General features: G+C 71.1%; 11 protein-coding genes and 1 pseudogene. 3 read left to right on the top strand and 9 right to left on the bottom strand.

The window, feature by feature from the left end; genetic code table 11:
- Window positions 1-14 precede the first annotated feature (14 nt).
- From HUW46_RS06400 to arsM, 3 genes and pseudogenes are all read right to left on the bottom strand, one after another.
- Entirely contained in the window at window positions 15-1409 is a 1395-nt protein-coding gene (locus HUW46_RS06400) for an alanine racemase (protein ID WP_215546396.1), read from the bottom strand.
- Between the two features lie 178 nt (window positions 1410-1587).
- Window positions 1588-2463, bottom strand: a pseudogene (locus HUW46_RS06405) (MFS transporter); the annotation flags it as partial.
- 98 nt (window positions 2464-2561) lie between these two features.
- On the bottom strand, window positions 2562-3362 hold the full coding sequence (gene arsM, locus HUW46_RS06410) for an arsenite methyltransferase (protein WP_215546397.1): 801 nt from the start codon (window positions 3360-3362) through the stop codon (window positions 2562-2564).
- Between the two features lie 108 nt (window positions 3363-3470).
- On the opposite strand from arsM, the gene HUW46_RS06415 reads away from it, so the two are divergent.
- From HUW46_RS06415 to HUW46_RS06425, 3 genes are all read left to right on the top strand, one after another.
- Window positions 3471-3836, top strand: coding sequence for an ArsR/SmtB family transcription factor (locus HUW46_RS06415; protein ID WP_215546398.1), 366 nt, complete (start codon window positions 3471-3473; stop codon window positions 3834-3836).
- Window positions 3837-3982: 146 nt separating this feature from the next.
- The gene (locus HUW46_RS06420) at window positions 3983-4291 is read left to right on the top strand and encodes a hypothetical protein (RefSeq protein WP_215546399.1); all 309 of its coding nucleotides are present in this window, start codon (window positions 3983-3985) and stop codon (window positions 4289-4291) included.
- Between the two features lie 74 nt (window positions 4292-4365).
- Window positions 4366-5913, top strand: coding sequence for a nucleotidyl transferase AbiEii/AbiGii toxin family protein (locus HUW46_RS06425; protein ID WP_215546400.1), 1548 nt, complete (start codon window positions 4366-4368; stop codon window positions 5911-5913).
- A gap of 318 nt (window positions 5914-6231) precedes the next feature.
- Here the strand turns inward: HUW46_RS06425 and HUW46_RS06430 are convergent, their stop codons facing one another.
- The 6 genes from HUW46_RS06430 to HUW46_RS06455 form a co-directional block, all read right to left on the bottom strand.
- A complete protein-coding gene (locus tag HUW46_RS06430) occupies window positions 6232-7749 on the bottom strand; it encodes an ArnT family glycosyltransferase (protein WP_215546401.1) in 1518 nt (505 codons plus the stop codon).
- A 1-nt stretch (window position 7750) separates the two neighbouring features.
- Window positions 7751-9523 carry a fatty acyl-AMP ligase gene (locus tag HUW46_RS06435; protein WP_215546402.1) on the bottom strand — a complete coding sequence of 591 codons (1773 nt, stop codon included), beginning with the start codon at window positions 9521-9523 and terminating at the stop codon, window positions 7751-7753.
- Window positions 9524-9728: 205 nt separating this feature from the next.
- The gene (locus HUW46_RS06440) at window positions 9729-10730 is read right to left on the bottom strand and encodes an alpha/beta hydrolase (RefSeq protein WP_215546403.1); all 1002 of its coding nucleotides are present in this window, start codon (window positions 10728-10730) and stop codon (window positions 9729-9731) included.
- Window positions 10727-17089, bottom strand: coding sequence for a type I polyketide synthase (locus tag HUW46_RS06445; protein WP_215546404.1), 6363 nt, complete (start codon window positions 17087-17089; stop codon window positions 10727-10729). The genes HUW46_RS06440 and HUW46_RS06445 overlap by 4 nt, the downstream gene beginning before the upstream one ends.
- A complete protein-coding gene (locus HUW46_RS06450; protein WP_215546405.1) occupies window positions 17086-18366 on the bottom strand; it encodes an MFS transporter in 1281 nt (426 codons plus the stop codon). The genes HUW46_RS06445 and HUW46_RS06450 overlap by 4 nt, the downstream gene beginning before the upstream one ends.
- Complete coding sequence (locus tag HUW46_RS06455; RefSeq protein ID WP_215546406.1) at window positions 18366-19502, bottom strand: fatty acid desaturase family protein; 1137 nt, start codon at window positions 19500-19502, stop codon at window positions 18366-18368. The genes HUW46_RS06450 and HUW46_RS06455 overlap by 1 nt, the downstream gene beginning before the upstream one ends.
- Window positions 19503-19523: the final 21 nt, after the last annotated feature.

The following is a 19523-nucleotide window of genomic DNA, read 5'->3' on the forward strand; positions in this document are numbered from 1 at the left end:
GTCTTCCAGCGGAGTCAGATCCGGTCCAGTCGCCAGCGCGGCAGCGCGCCGTCGTCGCCGAGCCGGAGAACCGCTTTCATCGGCAACGGGGCGTCGTGGAACCGTGATTCGAGAAAGTCCATGTGGTATCCGGCCGTGTTGAGGTAGACCAGGTGGTCGCCGGGCCGCACGGGCCGGGGGAACCCGATCTTCCGCCAGGTCACCATGTCGTTTTCCAGACAGGTCGAACCCGCGACACAGGCCGGGAAAAGCTCGTCGGCGCTCGGCTGGGCGGAAATCAGCAGGGGATCCGGAAGAAAGTCGGTGTTGAACCACGGTTCGCTGAGGCTGAGGCTGTTTCCCGCCACCGTGACTATCGCGTACCCGTCGGTGCCGCGCCGGTCGTCGACCTGCTGCACGCGGTACATCGTGAATCCGGCCTGGTCCAAAAGGGACCGACCGGGTTCGGCGAGGAAGCGGATGCCGTGGCGGGCTGCCTTCGCCGACAGGCTCTCGTCACCGTCGACAGGATGGTTCATGAGCGTGCGCGCCGCCTGGGCGGGAGTCTGCCCGCCGTACGGGTAGCAGGAAAAACCCTTGTCCGCCTTGGTTCCGTGATAATGGGCGGGTTCGTTCTGCTGGAGGAACTCGTCCCAGAGCCGCGGTTCGACATAGCGCATCGGTAACCCGCCGCCGATGTCGACCAGGTCAGCGGACAACGCGCCACGCCGCCTGGCGCCGAGACAGTGCTCGATCATCTCGTTCGCCGCTGTCGCGCGTTCCTCCGGGGAATAACCGTTCAAGTGAAACGAAAATCCCTGGAAATTCACGTCGTCGGCGAACTCCACGCACAGTCCGACGGCCGCGTCCCGCTCGGCGGCGGCCATCCCGAACCGGCTGCCCGGTTGACTGCCCGCCCGCGCTCGCAGCAGCACCCTGACCCGCCGGTGCGCGAACCGCGCGGTCGCGGCCAGCCTGTGGAGTTCGCTGATCGAATCGACTGCGACCAGGCAGTCGTGCCGGACGGCGAGGGCGTGCAGTGCGTCGTCCTTCTCCGGGCCGGAGACGCCGATCCGGTGTCCCGGCACTCCCCCGGCCAGCGCTTTGACCAGTTCGGCGGAGCTCGCTGCGTCGATTCCGGCACCGAGCGCGGCGGCGGAGGAGACGAAGCAGCCGGCCTTGTTCGCCTTCTTGGCGAACAGGATGTCGACGTCGGCGCCCGTTTCGGCGAACGCCTGGCGGAGGCGGGCGATGTTCTCCTCGAAAACCTCCGGCAGCACCACGTGCAGCGGTGACCCCAGTCCGTCCAGAAGATCGCCCAACAGCGCCCGGTGATCGTCCAGGAGCGTGGCGACGGTGGGATGCCGAAGGGCGGTGAGCGGGAACGGCCGGACCCCGGTGAGCAGGGTCCCTCGTCCTTGTCGCGGCATGAGCACCCTATCCTTATACATGATAATGATAATCGTTTGCAACAACTGGTGTAGACCAAGTGCGCGACCGTTGCCTCAGCCGATCGGACGGGAAGCGACGAAGCTGGTCGTTCCACCGGTCACGAATCGGTTGTCGCGCAAGGGTTTCCGGCGTTCTACCCCGGCGAGTGCGTGACCGCTAGACCGTCTGGGGCTTCGCGGTGAACCCGCGGACGGTCGGCACCAGGCAGGCGGCCGCCGGTACCACGAAGCAGCTCACCGCGCACACGGCCAGCACCGGGGTGGCGCCGAAGGTCTCGATCGCGGGGGCGATCAGGGCGAGGCCCGCCGGTGCCAGGCCGTAGGACAGCAGGAAGTCCAACGACGACACCCTGGCCAGCTTGTCCGGCGCCACCTCGCGCTGCGTCGCGGTGAACCACGGGACGTTGAACAGTTCGACGCCGAGCCCGGCGACCACGTACGCCGCCACGACCACCGCGGGGTGCACCGGCACCAGCAGGCACAGCGGCGCGAACCCGTAGCAGGCGAGGCTCGCGAGCGCGGCCCACCCCTGAGCGCGCGGCCGCCAGCGCGCGATCAGCACCGCGCCGAGCAGCGCGCCGACCGCGTACCCGGTGGTGGCCGCGGCGAGCACCGCCTCGGTGCCGTATCGGTCACGGCTCACCATCGGCAGCACCACCATGCTCGCCGAATATCCGAACGCCAGCATCGAAGTGAGCGCGACCAGGCCAGCGATGAACCACGGGTGCCGACGCGCCTCCCGCACCCCCTCGGCAAGCTCGGCGAAAAATCCGGGCCGGGCGGGCGACACCAGGCCGGGCGCTTTCCCTTGCGGCGGAACCAAAGCAGCGACCAGCCACAGCGCGGCCACGCCGAACAGCAGCACGTGCACCGGCAGGACCGTGCCGAGCAGCGTGGTCAGCCCTGGCGCCACCAGCGTGGTCACCCGGACCGCGAGCGAGATCGCCGCGTTGGCCCGCTGGCGTCGTCCGTCGTCCACCACCTCGGCGGTCAACGCCTGGAAGGCCGGACGCGGTGGTGCCGATCCACAGCCGGACGAACCCGCCGTCCCGCGGTATCGAACGCGTGGAGACGGATGAGGCAGCGACCGGCACGGTGATCCCCTCGATCAGTTAACGACAATCATTTTCATTATGGGGTCGCGGGTTTGCTCAGGTCAACCACCTGACGCCCTGCGGTTTCGGGTTTGGTGGCGCGCACGATGGCGGAGTGCATGCCGTCGGCGACCTGGTGCGTGGGCGTGATGTCGATTCCGGTGAAGCCCGCGGCGTGAAGTTGTTCGCGGTATTCGGTGAACGAGAGCGCACCGGCGATGCAGCCGACGTAGGAGCCTCGGTCGGCGCGCTGGGCTGGGGTGAGGTGGTCGTCGGCGAGGACGTCGGAGATCCCGATGCGGCCGCCGGGGGTCAGGACGCGGAAGGTTTCGGCGAAGACGGCGGGCTTGTCGACGGAGAGGTTGATGACGCAGTTGGAGATCACCACGTCGATCGTGTTGGCCGGTAAGGGGATGGCTTCGATGGTGCCCTTGAGGAATTCCACGTTGGCCGCACTAGTTTTGGCTGCGTTCGCCAGGGCGAGTGCGAGCATTTCCTCGGTCATGTCCAGGCCGTAGGCCTTGCCGGTCGGGCCGACCCGGCGGGCCGAGAGCAGCACGTCGATGCCGCCACCGGAACCGAGGTCGAGGACCCGTTCGCCCTCGCGCAGCTCGGCGACCGCGGTCGGGTTGCCGCAGCCCAGCGACGCGGCAACGGCCTCGGCGGGCAGCCCGTCCCGGTCCGCTTCCGCGTAGAGGGTGGCGCCGAAGGTGGCATCGACCTCGACCGGCGCCGGGCCGCAGCAGTCCTCCGCGACACCACCGGAAGTGACCGATTTCGCGGCGGCGGCGTAGCGCTCCCGAACAGTTTCGCGCAGGTTTGCTTGCTGGTGACTCATGTGGACGGTCCTTTGTGATCACGCCGAACCCGGATCCCCAGACCCGGCTGTATCGATGTGTGTCGATACAGTCTTGAATCCTGGATCGAAGTTTGTCAACATAGACGCATGTCGAATCAGGATCGTCCGGTCGAGCGGGCCGCGGTGTGCTGCCCCGGCCTGCTGGACGCGCCGTTGAGCGAGCACGATGCCGCGGAACTGGCGCCGGTGTTCAAGGCACTGGCCGATCCAGTGCGGTTGCGGCTGCTGTCGATGATCGCCGCCCAAGGAGACGGCGAAGTCTGCGTGTGCGAGCTGACCCCGGAGTTCGAGCTGTCCCAGCCGACGATCTCGCACCACCTGAAACTGTTGCGCCAGGCCGGGTTGATCGACTGCGAGCGCCGGGGAACCTGGGTCTACTACTGGCTGCTGCCCGCCGCCACCGACAAACTCGCCGCGCTGCTCACCCGCCCCGCCGGAGACCGGGTCGCCTGATTCACCGGTGACAGACGGCTCTGGTCGTCACCAGAGATCCGGCGCGCGAGCCCGATTTTCCTTGCGGGGCAGCGGATTTCCTTCGCGCGCACGGATGATCGGCCGAAACCGGGAGGGGTCCCCGGCGATCGCTATACCGTCGCACCATGGCACTTTTCCGCACCGCACTCTTGGCGAGCACCCTCACCGTCGCCGTCCTCGGCGGCACCGCGCCCGCGGCATCCGCGGACACGATGACGCCCTCCCGAACCGGTTCCTTCAGCGGCAACGGGACTGGCCGGGATCCGCAGTCGGCGACCAATGCCGGACTGCAGGTCGCCCGGAATTCCGCGCTCATCAGCGGTTTCGACTACTACCAATGCACCATGACGTCCTCCAACGTCAGCCGGACGTCACCACCGCCGTACGAGTCGTACTCCGCCTATGTCACCGTATTCTGCTTCGCCCCGGACTGAGCCCAGACACCGCTGAAGGCACCGAGTCCGGTTACGCGCGCCGGGAAGAGCACCCGAGTGGCAAGATCTGTCGCATGTTCTCCGGCGACTTCGAGGTGCACCTGACCGGCTCCGAATGGGAGGTGGACGAGCTCGCGGCGTTCGCCGAGCGGCACGGTGCCAAGTTCAGCCATATCCAGCTGCACCGCGGCGCGACGCCGTCCCAGCCGATGCTGACCGTCGCCGGCAGCGGGACGCTGGCGGATCTGCACGAGGTGGCCGCGCGGTGGCGTGCCGGTCTGGAGGCGGCCGAACTGCGGGTGCTCCGGGTGAAGATCGAGGCGGCACCGTGGAACGAGGACGTGCCGCCGTCCGATGAGGACGCGCGCGACGACCTGTACTTCGAACATCACGTGAAGGTGCTGCTGCCCTCCGGCGACTACGGTGCCCTGAGGTCGTTGACTTCGACGGCCCAGCAGCAAGCCGCGCACACCTCACGCAACGCCCGGCGCCAGCGCGACGACGCCCACGAGGAGCGGTTCGTCACCCAGCGCTGCCACGGCGTCGGCCGGCCCACGGCCCTGGCACGCCTCGACGCTTTGCTGACTGCCCTGCGGGATGGCGGGTTCGAGGTGCTGGAGGTCGAGGAGGAGTACGTCGTCCACGACGACGCGCTGCACGTCGACCGGGGCTGGCTGGAGCACGACCCGGCGGCGGACTCTGGCTCGTCGCTGGACGAACGACTGCGGACCGCGCCCGCCGGTACCGAAGGGTTCCCGTCGACCTACCGGCCGCTCGCGGTGAAACCGCGGCAGGACATCCGGCAACGCGCCGCGTTCGACCCGGCGCTCAAGCAGTTCGACCACGCCTTCCGGGCCGGCGAGCCGGTGTTCGGCGACGCCGCCGAAGGCGAACGGTGGCGCGCCGCGCGCCGCGCCGCGATGGCGCACACGCTGGCCGTCGTGGCCGCCTCACCATGGACCGGGCACCTGGTGTTACGCGGCAGCGTGGTGCTGCGGGCATGGCTCGGCGACGCCGCGCGCGAGCCAGGCGACCTCGACTTCGTGGTCACGCCACTCAGTCTCGCCTCGGACAGCAGGGAAACAAAAGCTATGCTGGACGGCCTGGTCGCCGCGGTCTCCGCCGACCCCGGCCCCGGCCTGCGCGCCGACCAAGCGGTGTCCGAGCACATCTGGACCTACGACCGGGTGCCGGGCAGGCGCCTGCTGTTCCCGTTCGATGCCGACAACCTGCCGCAGGGCGCGGTACAGCTCGATTTCGTCTTCAACGAGCGGTTACCCGAGCCACCGATCAGCGTCGAAATCCCACCACTGGGTACCCGGATCCGCGCCGCGACACCGAACCTCTCGCTCGCGTGGAAACTGCAATGGCTGATGACCGACGCCTACCCGCAGGGCAAAGACCTCTACGACGCGGTGCTGCTCGCCGAGCACACCGCCGCGCCACTGGAACTCGTCCGCGATCTCATCCGGCCCGAACTCGGCAGGCTCGCCGACGAGTTCACCGCGGAATCCGTGCTGTCGCTCACCGTCGACTGGGACAACTTCCGCGCGGAACGGCCCGGCACCGAGGGCGACGCCGAGTCGTGGCTCCGCAGACTCGCGAAAGCACTCACGAGCTGAACCATCCGCGGAGCACCGGATCTCGGGCATCCGCGTAGCGCCTACCGGTAGTGCTCGCCGATGAACTTCGCGGCCATGCCGACGCTGCCGTCGAACCCGTAGGACAGGGGCTGCTGTCCTTGATCGTCTGCCGGTACAGGCCACCGATCGGGTTGCCGAAGGCCACCACCGCCACCACGCGGACCTTCTGGGCGATCGGCTGCCAAGTACAAAATCCCGGCACACCTCGAGATCCGCGACGCACTGCCCCGAACGGGATCGGGCAAGATCCAGAAAGCCCGCCTGCGCGCCAGGGAACCACCGCGCTGAGGGTTCGGCCTACGGCCGGTGCATGCGGTCCCACAGCAGGGGCCACGGATCGCGCGGCGCACCGCACAGCCACACCGGAACGCCTTGGTTGGCCACGGACGCGTCGATGTCGAGGCGCACGGTGTTCACCTGCCGCACCTGTCCGAAGAACCGGTCGAGCAGTTCCCGGTCCCCGCCGGTGTACAGCACTTCGCGGGTGTCGTCCGGCGGCGCGCCCGCGTACCAGTAGCCGCGTTCCGGGCCGTACGCGGCGGGCAGCCCCCGCTCGGGACCGTAGACCGCGAGCGCGCTCGCCTGCCAGTAGCTGTCCCCCATCACCACGGTGTGCGCGCGGTCGTCCGGGGGCAGCTTCCGGTAGGAGTCGGCGACGGTGTCCGCGAGCCGCGGCCAGCCGTAGCTGCCGCTGCCGACGAAATCGACCAGCTGCACGCCGGTGAACCCGGTGGCGGGCCGGACGGGCAGGGCGAGGTAGATCGCCAGCGGCACGGAAAGCGCGTACACCGGCCACGTCGGCACCCAGCGCCACCAGCGGGCGGGACGGCGACGTTCCAGGCGGACGGCGGAGGCCGCGAACAGGACCGCGTACAACCCGGCGAGGTAGTAGTAGCGGCTCGCGGTGACCAGCAGCAGCAGCGCGACCAGTACGGCCGCCCAGCCGAAGAGCCGGTACTCCCGCAGTTCCGGCGCCCGCAGCAGCACGAAGATCCCGTGGCAGCACAGGAACGCGCCGACGAGCAGCCCGGACATCAGCACCGCCAACGGGATCATCGCGACGCTTCCGCCGAGCAGGCGGTCGTTCTGCTCGGCGACCACGGTGTTCATCAGCAGGTAGGGCCAGCCGTGCCGCGCCTGCCAGAGCAGCGTCGGCACGGTCAGCAGGACGGTCAGCGCACCGCCCGCCCACAGCGCCGGGCGGCGGAGCAGCGCGCGCGGGCCCGCGATCACCGCACCGGCGATCAAGCCGAGCCACAGGAAGGCGATCAGGAACTTGCCCTGCATCGCCACCGCGGTGACGATTCCGGCGAGCAGCAGCAACCGGTCCGCGCGGGTGCGCACCCAGCGCGCGACCAGCCAGCACACCAGTACCCAGCAGAACGGGTCCACTGTGGACGTCGCGAGCACGTGCCCGGAGGCCAGCAGCTGGAAGGAAAGCGCGTACGCCGCCGCGGTCGTCACCTGGGCCCTGGTGCCGCCGCCGAACTCACGGGCGATCAGCGCCGCGAGCACGATTCCGCCCGCGGTGAGCAGCATCGGCAGCACCCGCAGCGCCACCACCGATCCGGGGAACACCGCGTCCGACAACCAGGCCAGCGCCGGGAGCAGCCACGGGTTGTCGGCATAGCCCCAGGCGAAGTGGTACTTCGCCGACGCGACGAAGTACAGCTCGTCGCCGAAGTACCCGAACTTCCCGCTCACCGCCAGCAGGAGCACGCCGACGGCGCCCGCGATGGCGAGCACGGGCCAGCGCGCGAACGGCGGCACGCCTTGCCGCTCCCCGACGACCTCGGACGCCACCGAGACGGCCATGTCAGAAGCTCTGTTCCAGGTAGCGGGTGCGGCAGGCCGAGCGCTGGATCTTGCCGCTGGAGGTGCGGGGCAGCTCGCCGGGGCCGATGATCAGCACGTCGCGCAGCGACAGCCCGTGCCGCTGCGACACCATCGCCCTGATCATCGCCGTCGTCTCGGCGTGGTCGAGGTCTCCCGCGGCCACCTGCTTGGCCCGTTCCGCCACGACGACGGCCCGTTCGCCGCCCTCGCCCGGCACCGAGAACGCCGCGACGGCATGCCGCCGGACGGCCGGGTGCGCCTGTTCGACGGTGTGCTCGACGTCCTGCGGGTAGTGGTTCTGCCCGTCGACGATGATGAGGTCCTTGAGCCTGCCGGTGATGTAGAGGTGCCCGTCGACGACCACGCCGAGATCGCCGGTGCGCAGCCAGCCACCGCGGCCGGGCCACGGCTCGACCACCTGACCGTCCTCATCGGACAGTTCGGCGGAGAACACCGCCGCGGAGCCCTCCCGCTGGCCCCAGTAGCCCTGTCCGACGTTCGGCCCGCTCGCCCAGATCTCCCCGACCCTGCCGTCGGCCAGCGCCGTCCCGGTCCGCGGGTCGGCGATGCGGATCACCTGCTCGACCGGCTGCCCCGCGGACACCAGCGTCGTCGTCGAGGTGCTCTGCTCGCCCACGACCGCCTTGCCCGCGGCCAGGCTGACCCGGTCGAAGCTCAGCCGCCTCGGCGGAGATCCGGCCGGCGAGACGGAGATCATCACGACGGCCTCGGCGAGACCGTAGGTGTGGCGGTGCATGCTCGGTTCGAGCCCGCACTCCGCGAACTTCGCGTAGAAAGTGTCCAATGTGGACGGCACGACCGGTTCGCTGCCGTCACCGAGCGAAACGACGTGGCCGAGCCGCAGCCGTGCCTTCTCGGCGTCGGTGGTGCGGGCCGCGGTGTAGCCGTAGGCGAAGTTGGGCGCGGCGGTGACCGCGGGTCCCGGTGTCGCGGCCAGCTGGTCGAGCCAGCGCTGGGGCCGGGTGAGGAACGCGAGCGGATCCATCAGCGTCGCGGCGAACCCGCCGTAGATCGGGGTCGCCAGGCCGACGACCAAGCCCATGTCGTGGAACAGCGGCAACCAGCACACCGAAGTCGTCGCCCCGCGCTCGCACTCGTAGGCGGCAACGCCTTGGCTGGCGTTCGCGACGACGTTCGCGTGGCTGATCATCACCCCGGCCGGTGCGCGGGTCGAGCCCGAGGTGTACTGGAGGTACGCGAGGTCGTCAGGGCGCACGAGGACGTGCTCGTAGTCCTCACCGGCCCTCGGCGGCAGGACGTCGACCGCGATGATCTGCGGTCCGTCGAGCCCGCGCTCGGCGAGGAACGCCTCGACCGAGTCGGTGTGCCGCCGGGTGGTCAGCACCAGCGACGGCGCGCAGTCCGCGAGCACCCCGGCGAGCCGTTCGGAGTGCCCCGGCAACGGGGACGGCTCGAACAGCGGCACGGCGACCACTCCGGCGCGAAGGGCGCCGAGGAACGCCACGACGTAGTCGACGGACTGGTCGATCAGCACGGCGACGCGATCGCCGAACCCCGCCCGCCGCTGGCACCACGCCGCAACACCGTCCACTCGGGAGTTCAGCTCGCTCCAGGTCAGCGAAGTCGCCGTCCCGTCCGGGTTTTCACGATAGTCCACAAAGGTCACCGCGCACCGGTCCCCCTGCGTTTCGGCCCAGTGCGCCAGTGCCGCGGACAGCGTCGCGTGCGTGGTCCGCGCCGCGGGCCGGGTCGGTTCGGAAGTCGTCGTCATCGGGTTCTCCCCTAGCGTGTTTCAAAAGCGGCGGAGCCGCTTGAGGTGGGCCATCAACTTGCACCGCCGGAGGTTCTGACGTGGTTCCTGGCGAGGACAGCGCCAGCGTGGTGACCTGGCGGTCATGAGTCGGCGATCCCGGAGCCAGGGACCACGTCAGGTTCTCCTACCCGCACCGCCACGCAAACCACCTTCAAAAAACCTCCTAGATTCCCATGCCGCTGGCCAGGATGGGCCACGACCGGTGGAAGGTGAACTGCCAGTAGGGCCAGGAATGCGTGCCCGCGCCGTAGAAGTCGACCGTGGCGGGGATGTTCTGCTGTTTGAGCTTGTCGACGAATCCCTGGGTGTTGGACAGCGCGGTGCCTTCGAGCAACGCGCCCACCTGCACGGCGGGCGACCCGGGGTCGTCCAGCGGGCCCTCCTGCCCGTTGCCGCAGGAAATGTAGAGCTTGGCCCCGCGCAGCTTGTCCACTTTGGTCGCCGGGTTGTGGTCCTCCCACCGCGGCCGCTGCGACCACGGGTCGCCCCACAGCACGCCCCAGATGAAGAAGCCCTGCGCGATCATGTTGAGCTGGGTCACCTCGGGGATTCCCGGTGCCTGCACGTCGATCGCGCCGCTGTAGGCGGCCACGGCGCCGAACGTCCCCGGGTAGCGGGTCGCGTACTCCATGGCGCCGTAGGCCCCCATCGAGAGCCCGGCGATCGCCCGCTTGTCACCGGCGCCGTAGCCGCGTTCGACGATCTGCTTCACCTCGGTCATGTGGAACTTCTCCCAGCTCGGACTCCCGAACAGGCCGTAGTTCCACCAGTCGCTGTACATCCCGATCTTGCCGCCGGTCGGCATCACCACGAGCGCCGGCTTGTCCGCGGTGAACTGTTCGACGTCGGTGAACTTCGTCCACGACTGGTAGTCCTCCGCCGCGCAACAGCCGTGCAGCAGGTACAGCACGGGCCAGCTCCGGCCGTCGCCCTTCGACCAGCCCTGCGGCGTCAGGATCCGCACCATTCCGGTGGTCCCGAGTGCCGGTGAGGAGATTTCGAGGTCGAGCGTGCGATCGTCGATCCGGGTTTCCTTCACCACTTTCGCGCCGTCGTCGGCCGTCGCGACCGGCGCGGCGTTCGCCCCTGCCGCGGGCAGGAGCGCGCTGGCCAGCAGAACCACGACGAGTGCTCTAATCGGAGTGCGGTGCCTGCTCCGGATCATCGGTCTTCATCTCCTCGAATCGCAGGGTTCTCGCGAGGCGGCAACGCGGCGGACACCCGGTCCGCGATCACCGCGACGTGCGGCGGGTCGATGACCGTGATGTGGTCACCGTGCACCCGCACGATCTCCAGGCGCTGGCAGTACTCGTCCCAGCCGAGCGCGTCGTCGGTGCGCAGGTAGCGGGGGTCGAGCGTGGTGGTCAGCGGATGCGGGTCCTTGGCGCGGAAGAGCAGCACCGGCCCCGGATACGGGCTCGGCGCGTAGCTTTCCGCGATCCGGGCGTCCACATAGGACGTTTGCTGGTGCTCCAGCACGGCCTTGCCCATGGCACCCACCCGCTCGCGAAGCCGCCGCAGCACCAGGTCGTTGCGCTCGGACTCGGCCAGCCCGGCCAGTTCGTCCTCCGGCAGCCCGAGCTCGACCTGGTAGGTCTGCTCGATGTAGTCGATGAACCGGCGCAGCCGCGTCCGGAGCACCTCGTCGTGGGACTCCTCCGCCGCGGGCAGCGGGATGATCGTGTCGATCAGGAAGAGCAGCTCCACCTCGTCCCCTTCGGCGGTGAGCCGCCGAGCCGTCTCGAAGGCGAGCAGGCCGCCGAACGACCAGCCGCCGAGCCGGTACGGGCCCGCGGGCTGCCGCTCGCGGATCAGCTCGGCGTACCGGGCGGCCTTGGCCTCCACGCTGTCCAGCTCGTCGATCCGCTCCATGCCGTAGGCGGTCACGTCCGCCCGCAGCAGCCGCACCAGCGGCCGGTACACCGCGGTCGGACTGCCCGCGGCGTGGAACAGGAAGAGCGGCGTACCACTCCCGTCGCCGCCGAGGATCCGCACCGGCCCCTCGCCGTGCCCCTCCAGCTCGGCCCGCACCACGTTCGCCATCCCGGCGATGGTGGGGTCGGCGAACAGCTCCGCGCCCGCGACCTCGCGGCCCAGCTCCGCGGAAACCGCCTCCCGCAACCGATCCGCCGCTGCCGGATCCGCCTCGACGCCGCTGAACGGCACGTCCACGGCGACGTCGGCCCGCTCACCCAGCACCTGGCGCCACCGCAACGCGATCCACCGCTCGGCGAGATCCCGCGTTCCGGGACCCCGGCGCGTACCGGCACGGGGTTCCGCGCCGTCCGGCAGCAGGCGGCCGACGAGGTGGTCGGCCAGCTCGGCCAGGCTGGCGCCCCGCAACAGGAGCGGCAACGGCAGCGCGGTGCCGAAATCGCGTTCGACCGCCGCGCGGGCGCGCATCGCCAGCAGCGAGTCGAGCCCGAGCGCCGTCAACGAAGCGTGCGGGTCGAGGAGCGCGGCGTCCTGCCACATCATCTCGGCCACCAGCGACAGCAGGTGGTCGCGCACGGCGGTCCTGGCCCGTTCCGGATCCTCGGCGGCGAGCGCGCGCAGGGCGCCGAGATCCAATCCGGTCTCGGTGACACGGCTCCGACCGGACAGGGCCGCGAAGAACGGGCGTTCGGCGAGCCGAGGGAACAGGTCCAGCACCGTTCCGGCGTCCATGCGCGTGATCGCCGTTTCACCGCGTCCCGAGGCGAGCACGGCCGACAGCGCGGCGAGCCCTTCGCCGGGCGGCATCGGCGCGAGGACCGGGTTGTCCCGGCCTGCTGCGCCGCCGATCTCGCCCCAGGCACCCCACTGGATCGTGGTCCCCGGCAAGCCCTGCGCGCGGCGCCACGCGGCGAACGCGTCGAGCCACGCGTTCGCCGTGGCGTAGGCGGCCTGACCCGGTGAGCCGAACAGCGCGGCCGCCGAGGAGTACGCCAGCCACCAGTCGAGGTCGAAACCGGCGCACGCCTCGTGCAGCCGCACCGCGCCCTCGGTCTTCGCCCGCCACGCGGTGGCCAGGTCCGCGGGTTCCATGGCGAGCACCGCGCCGTCGGCGAGCGCACCGGCGGCGTGCAGGACGCCCCGCAGCGGGATACCGCCCGCGACGGCCCGCTCCACCAGCATCTCCGCGACCCCTGGCGCCGCGATGTCCCCCGACAGCACCACCACCTCGGTACCGGACCACCGGATCTCCTCGATCACCTTCTCGGCGCCGGGCGACGGCCTGCTCCGTCCTAACAGGACGATCCGGGTGGCGCAGCGATCGGCGAGCCAGCGCGCCGTGACGAGCCCCAGCCCGCCGAGCCCGCCGGTGATCGCGTAGGCGCCGTCACGCACGACCGGGATCGGATCCGCTGACGCGGGCAGCGCGGCGCGCGCCACCACGCGGGTGTAGCGGTGGCCGTCCCGCCACGCGCTCTCGTCCTCGGGCGCGTCCGCGATCAGCTCGCGCACGAGCGCGTCGTCGGCATCGACGTCGATCCAGCTCGCCCGGAGTTCCGGGTGTTCGTAGGCCAGCACCCTGACGAGCCCGCGCACCGCCGCGTCGCCCGGTCGTCCCGGCTCGTCGCCGGTCACCACCGCGGCGCGCCGGGTCGCCAGCCACAGGCGGGGCGGCGTACCACCGGACGCGGTCAGCTCGCGCACGACGTCCGCCGCGGCGAGCACGCGATCCCCGGCGCCGCGCGGGTCGACGGGGGAACCTCCGGTGAGGAGGACGACGCCCGCGACGTCGTCGCGGTCCGCGATCAGCCGCGCGAGATCACCGCGGCGGCTCACCGGGAGCACCACGGGCTCGTGTCCGCGTTCGGCCAGCTCATCGGCGATCGCGGTGGCCGGGGTTTCGTCGTCGTGCACGAGAACCCACGCGCGGGCGCGGCCCGAACCCGCGTCCGCCAGCTCACCGGGACGCCATTCCGCCTGGTACGCCAGCCTTTCTGGGGTGAAGGGCAGGCCGGACCTGTCGACGCGGTCCAGTACCACGCCCTCGAAGTCGACCAGCACCACGCCGTCCGGGCCGAGCAGGCTGGCGCGGCCCGGGGCCGCGGCCGCGCGAGTGGCGCGCCGGGGCTCGCCCGCGAGGCGGACCCTGCCGAACCGCACCGGCAGCCAGCTCGCCTCGCCAGGGTCGCCCGCCGTGGAGTTCAGCAGCCGCAGGACAGCGTCGCCGAGCACCGGGTCCAGTCCGAACCGGACACGTCCAGGCGCGACGATATCGGCGAACACCGCGTCAAAGTCCACTTTGGACAGTGATGCGAACGTGGTCGCGGCCAGCGCCTTCGCGTGCAGGACCCATTCGCCGCCGCGCCGGGCGAACACGGACAGCCGCACGACGTCTCCCGGTGCCCGAGCGGCGGACACGCAGACGGCGGTGCGCTCGGCGAGCGGCAGCACGCGGTGCAGCACGACCTCGCGGAGTTCCGGATTCCCCTTGCGCGGTAGTACCTCCTTCGCCGCCGTGAGCAGCAGTTCGAGGAATCCGGCCGCGGAGAGGACCGGGACGTCGTGCACGGTGTGTTCCGCGAGCCACGGATGCGCGGCGGTACCGACGTCACCGTGCCACAGCCATCGCGCGCTACCGGGCACCTCGGCCCGCTCGCCGAGGAACGGGTGTCCGGAATGGATGGAGGCGGCGGTCGGGGCCGCCCAGTAGGGCCGGTGTTCCCACACCGGCGGCGGCAGCTCGACCACGACCCGGTCCGGGTACCGGCGCCGCGCCACCTCGGGATGGCCGAGGACGTGCATCGCGGCCACCCCGGCGGCGAAGCCGTCCGAATCGCCGTCCGGGTCGCGCCGCAGGCTCGGCACCACGGCGACCCCGGTGACCCCGGCGGAATCCGCGGTCTGTTCCACCGCGACGCTGGTGATGGGATGCGGGGAAATCTCGACGAACACGCGGTGCCCGTCGGCGATGGCCGCGGCGAGCGCCTGCGTGAACCGCACCGGGCGGCGCAGGTTCGCCGCCCAGTACGCGGTATCGAACACCGGCGTCGCCCGCGGGTCGTCCAGCACGGTGGAGTACCAGGCCGTGGTGACCGGTCCGGGGTCCAACGCGCCCAAGGACTCCTCGAAACGGCCGAGCAACGGCTCCACCGCCGCCGAATGCCCCGCGCCGCCGACCGGCAGGATCCTGGCGAGGCCCCCGCGCTCCCCCACCTGCTCCGCCAGCGCGGCCACCTCGTCCGGCGGCCCGCTGACCGTGCACTGGCGCGGCGAGGCGTACACCGCGACGCTCACTCCGGGGAACCGGTCACCGAGCCCGCGCAGTTCTTCCGCGCTGAGGTCGACCACCGCCATCGCGCCGGTTCCCGAGGCGTCGAGTTCGTCCAGCAGCACCGCGCGGCTCGTCATCACCCGCAGCCCCTGCCGCGCGTCCAGCGCGCCGACGGCCACGGCCGCCGCGACCTCGCCCATCGAATGGCCGACGACCGCGGCGGGCAGCACCCCGTAGGACCGCCACAGTCCGGCGAGCGCGACCTGCGTCCCGAACAGCGCGAGCTGCCGTGCCGACAACACCTCCGCGGTGCCGTCGAGGAGCGCGGACAGCTCGATTCCGGCGATCTCCGCGAACACCGGGTCCAGTTCGGACACCGCGGCGGCGAACGCGGGTTCCTCGGCCAGCAGGCGCCTGCCCATCGCGGGCCAGTGCGAACCGTGGCCAGAGAACACGAACACCGGGGCGGCCGCGGCATCCCCGGATCCCCTCGGCAGCGACGCGATACCGCGTAACCGTTCCTTCAGTTCGCGGGTATCGCGGGCGACGATCGCCGCCCGCACCGGTGCCCTGTCCTGGCCGTGTGCCAGCGCGGCCGCGATCTCGGCGACGCCGAGCCGGTCGTCGAGCCCTTCGGCGAGTGCGTTGGCGCGAGCGCGCAACCGGGTTTCCGAGCGCGCCGCGAGCGTCACGACCTCCGGGCGCGCGACCGTGGACCGCTTGCCGTGCCCCGAATCCGGCCACTCCTCCACCACGACGTGGGCGTTGGTGCCCCCGAACCCGAACGACGACACCCCGGCTCGCGCCACGCCGGGGTAACGCGGCCACTCGGTGTTTTCCGTGACGACGCCGAGTCCTCCGGCCGCGAGGTCGAGGTGCGGGCCGGGCGTGGTGAAGTTCCGGCTCGCCGGGATCAGCGCGTGCCGAAGCCCCAGCACGACCTTGATCAGCCCGGCCATCCCCGCCGCGCCTTCGAGATGCCCGAAGTTGCTCTTCACCGAACCGATCCGCAGCGGGCGGTCCGGCGCCCGTCCCGAGGCAGGGCCGAACACGGCCGCCAGCGCGCCCGCTTCGATCGGGTCGCCGAGCGGGGTCCCTGTCCCGTGCGCCTCGACGTAGTCGACGGAACGGGGCGCCACCCCCGCCTTCGCGTAAGCCCTGGCCAGAAGCCGTTGCTGGGCAACGGGATTCGGCGCGGTGATCCCGTTGGACCTGCCGTCGGAGTTGACCGCGCTGCCCTTCAGCACGGCCAGGACCCGGTCCCCCGCGCGCTGGGCGTCGCCGAGCCGCTTGAGCACCACGACACCGCAGCCCTCACCGCGCGCGATCCCGTCCGCCGCCGCGTCGAACGGCTTGCACCGCCCGTCCCCGGCCAGCGCGCCCGCGCGCTGGAAGTTCGCCGTGACACCGGGGGAAAGCAGGAGGTTGACGCCACCGACGATGGCGGCGGACGCCTCCCCTTCGGCCAGCGCGCGCAGGGCGAGGTGCACGGCGACCAAAGAGGACGAACAGGCGGTGTCGACGGCGATGCTGGGGCCGTGCACGCCGAGCGCGTAGGAGATGCGGTTGGCCGTGATCGACGCCGCGGCACCGGTACCGGACCAGACGTCGACCTGGTCGAGATCGGTCATCGTCAGCTGCCCGTACTCCGTCGCGGACAGTCCGGTGAACACCCCGCATTCGGTGCCCCGCAAGGATTCCGCGGGGATGCCCGCATGGGAGAGCGCCTCCCAGGTGACTTCGAGCAGCAACCGCTGCTGCGGGTCCATCACCTCGGCTTCGCGGGGACTGATCCCGAAGAACTCGGCGTCGAATCCGGCGATGTCGTCGAGGAATCCCCCGTACCGCGGCAGTTCATGCGCGGCGACGCCCGGCGAGAACTGCTCCCACCGTCCGGCCGGGACCTCGCCGATCGCCTCCTCGCCTCCGGTCAGCAGTGCCCAGAACTCCGCCGGACCGGACGCACCGGGGAAACGGCAGCCGACGCCGACGACCGCGACCGGCTCGTCCTGCCGGAGACCGGAACGCCCGGCGTCGACCGTCGCGGGCCCCGCCGCGAGCACGGTGGCGAGTTCGGCGATGGTGGGCGCTGTCCACACCAGCGTGCTCGGCAGCTCGCGGCCGAGCAGTTCTCCCGCCTCCGCCGCCAACAGGGTCGCGTCGCGGGAGGACACCCCGAACTCGTGCAGCGGCCGGTCGAATTCGTCCTCGGTGACCGGACGCGCCAGCAGCACGCTCAGCCGCCCGGCGAGCCAGCTCCGCCACCGCGGCTCGCTCTCGGGCGCGGTTCCGCCTTGGCTGCCCGAAGCGCTGTTCATGCGTTTTCGCCCTTCTGTGACGACGTTGTCATGGCGAGGGCTCGCCGCTCCCGGAGCACGACGAGCGCGAGCGCGGCGGCGGCCGCCTGGAGCACGGCCGCGACGACGAGCCCGGCGGTGTACCCGGCGGCGAGCGCGGGCCCGTGCTCGGCACCCGCGGCGGTTTCCCGGCCGCGGACCACGGAAAGCACGGTTCCGATCAGCGCCACCCCGAGTGCGCTGGCGAGTTCCCGCGAGGACATCAGCAGTCCCGACGCGGTCCCCGAATCCTCCTCGGCGACGGCGTCGAGCGCGTACGCGGTGATCGGCGCGGTGAAGGCCGATCCGGCGCCGATCAGGAGCAGCCCGGCGAACCGGGGCACGAGCGCGTGCTGGTCGTTGACCACCGCGACCGCCACCAGGCCCGCGGCCACCACGAGCAGGCCGAGGCACACCGCGCGGGGTGTGCCCAGCGCGCGGGAAACCGGTGCGACGAACGGGGTCGCGCCCACCACCGCGACCGCGACGAGCGCCAGCGGCAGCCCGGCCGCCTGCGGCCCCAGCCCGAGGAATTCCTGGTGCAGCAACGGGGTGAAGAACGCGATACCGCTGATTCCCAGTCCCCACAACAGGACCAGCGCGTTCGCACCGACGAAGACCCGGTTGCCCAGCAACCGGACCGGCACGCCACGCCGTCCTCGCGTGCCGATCCGGGTCTCCTCCGGCGGCACGGCCCCCGCGACCAGTACCGCGATCGCGACGAGGAGCGGCACCGTGCCGAGGAAGATCCAGCTCCAGTGCAGGTACTCGGCGAGCGCGCCGCCGAGCCACGGCCCTGCCGCGAGCGCCGCGGCCAGCGCCGCCGTCCAGACCGCCACCGCGAGCGGGCGCCGCTGGGCTGGCAGCACTGTCCGGATCAGGCTGAGCGTGCCCGGCACCACCAACGCGGCCGCGATCCCCTGCGCTCCCCTTGCCACGAACAGGATTTCCGCCGACCAGGCCGCGCCGCCCAGCAGCGCGCCCGCGGTGAACAACCCGCACCCGGCCAGCAGGACACGGCGCCTGCCGAGCCGGTCGATCAGCGCGCCCGCGGGCAGCATCAGCGCCGCGTACGGCAGCATGTACGCGATACCGGCCCATTCCAGCGCGGTGAGGCCGAGGCCGAGCTCCCGGCCCATCGACGGCGCGGCCGCCGCCACGATCGTGTTGTCCAGGGTCGCGACGAACGCCACGAGCGCGACGATCGTCAGCAGGGCCGTGGTACGGGTTTCCCCGGCCACGGCGGTACGCGCGGGCATCACCCTGCCGCCGCCTCGACCGGCTCGGGAACCGGCCGGGGCAGTGCCCTGGCTCGGGGCGACGCACTCCGCGACGGCGGCAGCGCGAGGCGGAAGATCTTCTTCCAGACCTTCCCGACCTGCCTGCCCAGCGGCCCGGTGTTGTACGCGAGGCCGTAGCGCGTGCAGATTTCCCTGATGCGCGGCGCGATTTCTTGGTACCGCCGCGCCGGGATGTCCGGGAACAGGTGGTGTTCGATCTGGAAGCTCAGGTTCCCGGTCAGCAGGTGGAAAAGCTTGCCGCCCTCGATGTTCGCCGAGCCCAGCATCTGCCGGTAGTACCACTGGCCTCGGGTCTCGTTTTCGCACTCCTCCTCGGTGAAATCCGCTACGCCGTCCGGGAAGTGCCCGCAGAAGATGATGCTGAACGCCCACAGGTTGCGCACCAGGTTCGCGGTCGCGTTCCCGGTCAGCGTCGCCACCGCGCCCGGCCCGCTCAGCAGCGGGAACAGCACGTAGTCCTTCAGCGCCTGCTTGACGCCCTTCTCCCACATCCGGCGGCGCAGCCCGCGGGTCTCCGCCCAGCTCCGGCGGCCGGACAGGATGCGGTCGAACTCGAAGTCGTGCAGCATCACGCCCCATTCGAAGGCGAGCATGAGCCCGAACGCGTACACCGGGTTGCCGAGGTAGTACGGGCGCCACCGCTGCGCGTCGATCATCCGCAGCAGCCCGTACCCGATGTCGCGGTCCTTGCCGAGGATGTTCGTGAACGTGTGGTGCACGTAGTTGTGCGTGTGCCGCCACTGCTCCGACGGGCACACGGTGTCCCACTCGAACATCTTCGAGTTCAGCGCGGGATCGCCCATCCAGTCGTACTGGCCGTGCATGACGTTGTGGCCGATCTCCATGTTGTCCAAGATCTTCGAGACCGACAGCGCCGCGGTCCCGGCGAGCCAGGCCGGCGGGAACCAGCCCGCCCACAGCAGCGCCCTGCCCACCACCTCGAACCGCTGCTGCGACCGGACCACCCGGCGGATGTAGGCCGCGTCCCGCTCGCCGAGGTCCTCGGCCAGTTCGCGGCGCAGCGCGTCGAGCTCCCTGCCCAGCTCGTCCAGCTCCCCGGCGGTGAGCCGGGGGATGCGGGTTGGGGTCGCCATTGACCCTCTCCTTCCGGTTTC

Origin of the sequence: Amycolatopsis sp. CA-230715 (assembly GCF_018736145.1) — a bacterium.
Classification (GTDB): domain Bacteria; phylum Actinomycetota; class Actinomycetes; order Mycobacteriales; family Pseudonocardiaceae; genus Amycolatopsis.